At 45.6% G+C, this 6,237-nt stretch carries 4 protein-coding genes and 1 pseudogene; 1 reads left to right on the top strand and 4 read right to left on the bottom strand.

Features of this window, described 5'->3' with window-relative positions; genetic code table 11:
- Window positions 1–216 precede the first annotated feature (216 nt).
- Window positions 217–1,248, bottom strand: a complete 1,032-nt coding sequence (dapD, locus tag A136_RS21920; RefSeq protein ID WP_017059885.1) for a 2,3,4,5-tetrahydropyridine-2,6-dicarboxylate N-succinyltransferase — start codon at window positions 1,246–1,248, stop codon at window positions 217–219.
- A 505-nt stretch (window positions 1,249–1,753) separates the two neighbouring features.
- Here dapD and ushA point away from each other — a divergent pair.
- Complete coding sequence (ushA, locus tag A136_RS21915) at window positions 1,754–3,454, top strand: bifunctional UDP-sugar hydrolase/5'-nucleotidase UshA (RefSeq protein WP_017064205.1); 1,701 nt, start codon at window positions 1,754–1,756, stop codon at window positions 3,452–3,454.
- A gap of 51 nt (window positions 3,455–3,505) precedes the next feature.
- On the opposite strand, the pseudogene A136_RS21910 reads toward ushA, so the two are convergent.
- The 3 genes and pseudogenes from A136_RS21910 to A136_RS21900 form a co-directional block, all read right to left on the bottom strand.
- A pseudogene (locus A136_RS21910) lies at window positions 3,506–4,171 on the bottom strand (MarC family protein).
- 228 nt (window positions 4,172–4,399) lie between these two features.
- Complete coding sequence (locus A136_RS21905) at window positions 4,400–5,389, bottom strand: GGGtGRT protein (RefSeq protein WP_017064201.1); 990 nt, start codon at window positions 5,387–5,389, stop codon at window positions 4,400–4,402.
- A 25-nt stretch (window positions 5,390–5,414) separates the two neighbouring features.
- Window positions 5,415–6,107: an iron-sulfur cluster assembly scaffold protein gene (locus tag A136_RS21900; RefSeq protein WP_017064200.1), complete on the bottom strand. Its 693-nt coding sequence runs from the start codon at window positions 6,105–6,107 to the stop codon at window positions 5,415–5,417.
- Between the last annotated feature and the right edge of the window lie 130 nt (window positions 6,108–6,237).

The raw sequence follows: 6,237 nt of genomic DNA, 5'->3' as shown, positions 1-6,237 counted from the left end.
TGCCCAGCAGTTTGCCTTGCAAATATCCAACAGACAAGGGATTACTTTTAGTAGGGTAAATACATGTTAACATTCTGTTAAATCTGACTGGTAATGGGGCAATAATGATTCCCAGAACATACAAAAAAGCCGCTGGATTGAACCCCAGCGGCTTATTATTTTCTAGCATCTAGCATCTAGCATCTAGCATCTAGCATCTAGCATCTAGTGCTTAGATTAGTTGTTGCTGTGCAGCTCGCTGTTTAGCTCAACCGCAGACTTGTTCGCTAGGCACTCGATTTGGCCTGTGATTGAGTTGCGACGGAACAGAAGATCAGACACGCCAGCAAGATCGCGAGCTTTAATGATTTCTACTTCATTGCCTTCTTTATCTAGCATGCGAACCTTAGTACCCGCAGTCACGTAAAGACCAGACTCAACTGTACAACGGTCACCCATAGGGAAGCCAAGGCCCGCGTTTGCGCCTAGTAGGCAGTTTTCGCCGATAGAGATAACCATCGTACCGCCACCAGACAGAGTACCCATGATAGAAGCGCCGCCGCCGATGTCTGAACCGTTACCTACAACAACACCCGCAGAGATACGACCTTCAACCATGCTCACGCCAGTTGTACCAGCATTGAAGTTGATGAAACCTTCGTGCATTACTGTTGTGCCTTCGCCTACGTGTGCGCCAAGACGAACACGAGAAGTGTCAGCAATACGAATACCTGTTGGTACTACGTAGTCCACCATTTTAGGGAACTTGTCTACGCAATCTACAGACAGAGCACGACCTGCAAGGCGAGCTTCGATTTGACGCTCAGCCAGCTCAGGTAGGTCGATAGGGCCTTCGTTTGTCCATGCGATGTTGTGCAGTAGACCGAAGATGCCGTCCAGTACCGTACCGTGTGGTTGTACTAGGCGGTTAGAGATAAGTTGTAGCTTTAGGAAGCCTTCAGCAACTGATGCTGGCTTCTCGTCAGTAGCAAGAACAACAAGAACAAGTGGCTGTTCAGACGCTGCCGCTTTTTCTGCGAAAGATGCGTTAGCTGCATCATCGTTTGCTGCGAATGCTTTCGCCAGTTCTGCGCTTTGTGCAGCAGAGATTTCGATAGCTTGGTTGCCTTCAGCGTAACCTGACACTTCAGCTACAGCTGCTACAAGAGCGTCGCTTGGGTTTAGAAGCGGGTTAGGGAAGAACGCTTCAATGATTTTATTGTCGCGATTTTTGGTTGCCGTACCGAAGGCTAGTGAAAAATAAGCCATGTTGAATCTCCATGTGTTGAGTCTTGATTTTGCTATTCCAAAACAACGGCTCGAATAACAAGCGCTGCCGTTAGCAAAGTTAATTTAATTGCGTTCATCATAAAGAGAGCGCCCTCGTTATGAAAGGGCGTATCGGGATAAAGTCTGTAAAATGATATTGCTTGTCTTTTGAGAGATAGTTTTCATTATCCGGATATTATACCTCGCTCTTAAATATGGGCGTTCTTACTTAAGTAGCGCGGTGCCATTTCATTTCCATGCCTGACACTTATCTTTAGTCCATCCTCTTGTTAGCCGTATCAATAGAGTGAGTCACACTTTCTTTATAAATTCATGTTTATTATCAGAATTATTCGACTTCTGTTGATTAATCGCTTGTGCCTACAGTTAGGGTAAATACTCAACTTTCCAGACATGTAATTAAGAGAACGATCACTAAAACCCTGCAAGATGTCAGTATATTGCCGGCCATAACGACATTAAAACGATTAATAAAGGATCTTCTATGAATTTTACTAAGTCTTTACTGGTGTTATCTATCGGCGTAGCGATGGTTGGTTGTGGCTCGGACAGTGACGATATCGCAGTGACATGTGACACTGCCGCTTCTTGTACCAAGTTTACTGTTTTACATACCAACGATAACCATGGTCGCTTCTGGGAAAATAGTAAGGGTGAATATGGAATGGCGGCTCGTAAGACGTTGATTGATAGTATTCGTGCGGAAGTGACTCAAAACGGTGGTGAGACGATCCTACTGTCCGGTGGTGACATTAATACTGGTGTTCCAGAGTCTGATATGCAGGATGCGATACCAGATTTTGTTGGCATGAACCTTCTTGGTTACGATGCGATGGCATTAGGTAACCATGAATTCGACAACACCTTGGATGTGCTTGAGATGCAATCTGAGCTAGCTGACTTCCCGATGCTTGCGGCGAATATTTATATCAAAGATGGAGACACAGTTACTGATGAACGCCTTTTCTCTCCATATAAAGTATTCACCATTAATGGTTTAAAGATTGCTGTTATTGGCCTGACAACCAAAGATACGGCTAAATTAGTTAATCCTGACAACGTCGCGACAATTCACTTTGCCGACCCACAAGTTGAAATCAAAAAAGCCATAAAAGAAATAGAGGCCAATGAAACGGTTGACCTGATTTTTGCTACCACGCATATGGGGCATTACGCAGATGGTCAGCATGGTAGTGAAGCGCCTGGCGATGTATTGCTTGCTCGCTCTCTAGAAGAAGGTCAGCTAGATGCAATTATTGGTGGACACTCTCAAAACCCTGTTTGTATGGAAGGCAATGAATACGCCGACTTCAACCCAGGGGATGACTGCAAACCTGATCAGCAAAATGGTACCTACATCATGCAAGCTCACGAGTGGGGTAAGTATGTAGGCAGAGCTGACTTTGAGTTTTATGACGGCAAACTGCATTTAGCGAAGTACGATCTGGTTCCTGTGAACCTAAAAGAGAAGGATGAAAACGGTGATTATCAGTTTATTCAATCTGAAATAAAGCCTGATGCAGCTGTAAAAGCTACTCTCTACCCATATCAACAACAAGGGCAAGATCTCCTCGATGTCATCATCTCAAAGACAGATGCAAAACTGGAAGGTGATCGTGATGTTGTTCGTTCAGAACAAACTAATCTTGGTCACTTGTTAGGAGAAGCATACCGCACTTATGAATTGGTGAATGCTGACTTTGGTGTAATGAACTCTGGTGGTGTCCGTGACTCAATTGCGGCAGGAGACATTGCTTATCGTGATGTACTGACGGTTCAACCTTTCGGGAACTTCGTGACTAAAGCAACGATGACAGGTGCTGAAGTAAAAGCGTATTTGGACGTTGTTGCGACGAAGACTGCAGGATCCGGCGCTTATGCCCAACTCGACAATATCAGCTTAACGGTTGACTGCGATTTGAGTGATGTGACCATTCGAGACATCAATGGCAAAGGTTTTGATTTAGCAGACACTTACACGTTCTCCGTGATCAGTTTCAGTGCGGCTGGTGGTGATGACTACCCAGTAATTGACGTTGAATCGACACAGTTAACGGATGCCTCGGTACTGCGCGAATTCTTTGTTAAGAACCCTGATGTCACTGCAGCGAATTACGCACCAGCGGATGGTGATCTAATCTACATGAGTAAAGGTTTAGAAGTAAAAGGCTGCCCTGCGAACTAATTTATAATTCGTAAACAAAAGCGCCAAAGAAAATAGCCAGCGAATCGCTGGCTATTTTTGTATCAGAAATTTGTTGTTCTGAGCTGAAACAAACAGTGCCTTATAAGCTTGCTCAATCCCTTCAATCAACATCTGCATACCGATTTCCGCGAGTATCAAACCCATCATTCGGGTAATTACATTCAATGCACTTGGTCCAACGGCTTTAACGAAGCGCTCGCCAAATACAAACAATACGTAGGTTAAGGCGCATAGTAGGCCAAAGGCGACGATGGTTTCGTAGATGCCTTCGGTGCTGGCAAAGTTCATCGCGGTGGCAATGGTGCCCGGTCCGGCTAATATTGGCATTGCCAGTGGCGAGACGGCGATACTGAGCGCCGCATCTTGTTGAGCGTCTGAGTTGACCTTCTCTTTTGCTTTAGAGTGTGTTGAGTCACCTTACAGCATATGAAAGCCAATCAAGAACACGAGGATCCCGCCGGTGATACGAAGCGCGTAAAGCGTGATACCAAAGAGGTCGAAGATGAGTTTACCCGAGACAGCAAAGGTGCTGACGATGATGAAGGCGATGAACACTGAGCGGAAAGCGATAGACTTGACCGTTTCCCTATCATTATCACCTGTTAATCAAAGAAAGATCGGTGTGTTGGCGATAGGGTTCATGATGGCAAAAAAGCCCATGAACACGGTAATGGTATGAATGATGAGCTCTTTCATATTATTCCTTTGAAAATATGTAGTTAAATACGACAGCAGAATGTATTTAATCTTAGATACAAATAATTATTAGAAATAGATAGTAGAGCAAGTGTGAATAAAAAACAGCCAGCATAAGGCTGGCTGTTTGGTTTTAGTGATAGGTGTAGAGTTTTAGTCGTCCGTTATTGCTTGATTCTCAACTAACAGACTCTACATAACAGGCAGATTGTGGGACTCACTTTGTCGTTATGCGTGTTGAGATTCACTCACTGCCACAGCCAATGCAACCGTCGCTCCGACCATTGGGTTGTTGCCCATGCCGATGAAGCCCATCATCGCCACGTGAGCAGGAACTGAAGAGCTACCTGCGAACTGAGCATCAGCGTGCATTCTGCCCATGGTATCGGTCATGCCGTAAGACGCTGGGCCTGCTGCTACGTTATCTGGGTGCAATGTTCGACCTGTACCGCCACCTGAAGCAACTGAGAAGTATGGCAAACCTTGGCGAGTGCGTTCTGCTTTGTAGATACCCGCTACTGGGTGTTGGAAGCGTGTTGGGTTGGTTGAGTTACCCGTGATACTCACATCCACTTCTTCTCTGTGCATGATCGCTACACCTTCACGTACATCATCAGCGCCGTAACACAAGATCTCGCCACGAGGGCCTTGTGAGAAGCGGCGACGTTCTGTTTCAACTAGCTCACCCGTTTGGTAATCAAATTGAGTGCGAACATAAGTAAAGCCATTGATGCGAGAGATTAGGTAAGCGGCATCTTTACCTAGACCGTTCAAGATAACTTTCAATGGTGTTTTGCGTGATTTGTTCACGTTCAGTGCAATCTTGATCGCACCTTCTGCAGCAGCAAAAGACTCATGGCCTGCAAGGAAAGCAAAGCAGTGGCTCTCTTCATTGAGAAGGCGAGCAGCCAGTGCGCCATGGCCGATACCGACTTGGCGTTGCTCCGCAACACTGCCGGGTTTTGTGAATGCTTGAAGGCCTTCACCAATGATATTCGCTGCTTGTTCTGCGTTGTTCGCTTTACGGAACAGAGCCAATGCTGCACCAAGAGTGTAAGCGTCAGCTGCGCTTTCAAATGCGATAGGTTGAGTGTCCATCACTAATGCTTTTGGATCGACATTGTGTGATAAACAGTATTGGTTTGCTTGCTCTAAAGAGTCGAAGTTCATTTTTGCCAATACGCGAGTTACTGATTCATTAAATTGAGTGTTCATCATATCTTTCCTCTTTTATTGGCAAAAATTATTGTTGGCGTGGGTTAATGGTGGTCACGGCTTCGTCGAAGCGACCATAAGTCCCTGTCGCAAGGTCAGCAGCTTCATTCGCTGGTACGCCTTGGTTAATCGCCTTCATCATTTTGCCGAGGTTGAGATATTCATAGCCAATCACTTCGCTGTGATCATCAAGTGCAAGCTTAGTTACGTAACCTTCTGCAAGTTCTAGGTAACGAACGCCTTTCGCTGAGGTTGAATAACTGGTGCCGACTTGGCTACGCTGTGTTTGACCTAAGTCTTCTAGTGCTGCGCCGATCTCTAGGCCACCTTCAGAGAAAGCAGACTGAGTTCGACCGTAAACAAACTGCAGGAAGATTTCGCGCATCGCGACGTTAATCGCGTCACATACCAAGTCAGTATTCAGCGCTTCTAGAATGGTTTTTCCGGTGAGGATTTCCGCAGCCATCGCGGCAGATTGAGTCATACCTGAACAACCAATCGTTTCGATTAATGCTTCTTCGATGATGCCGTTTTTTACGTTAAGAGTCAGTTTTGCAGCACCTTGTTGTGGTGCACAAGTGCCAACACCGTGGCTTAAGCCAGAAATAGCGATGACACCTTTTGGGCTAACCATTGCGCCTTCAACTGGAATTGGAGCTGAATTGTGAAGATCACCCCTTTGAATAGGGCACATTGATTGAATTTCTGAAGAGTAGTGCATAATGTTTTCTCACTTATAGAGCCATTTAAGGCCTAGGGCGTTGAGAAAACAGGACGTGTTGGAAGAGGTGCGGCTAATTCACTACAGATCTTGAGTATCGATAATCCAAAGGTGTCATGGAACTTGGTCT

It is taken from the genome of Vibrio crassostreae 9ZC13, from assembly GCF_000272045.2.
GTDB classification, from domain to species: domain Bacteria; phylum Pseudomonadota; class Gammaproteobacteria; order Enterobacterales; family Vibrionaceae; genus Vibrio; species Vibrio crassostreae_C.
Note: the sequence above shows the minus strand (reverse complement) of the source record. Positions and strands in the feature narration are given on the sequence as shown.

Coding starts and splice junctions, on each gene's coding strand:
- dapD (WP_017059885.1), bottom strand. CDS start 1,248: ATGGCTTATTTTTCACTAGCCTTCGGTACGGCAACCAAAAATCGCGAC.
- ushA (WP_017064205.1), top strand. CDS start 1,754: ATGAATTTTACTAAGTCTTTACTGGTGTTATCTATCGGCGTAGCGATG.
- A136_RS21905 (WP_017064201.1), bottom strand. CDS start 5,389: ATGATGAACACTCAATTTAATGAATCAGTAACTCGCGTATTGGCAAAA.
- A136_RS21900 (WP_017064200.1), bottom strand. CDS start 6,107: ATGCACTACTCTTCAGAAATTCAATCAATGTGCCCTATTCAAAGGGGT.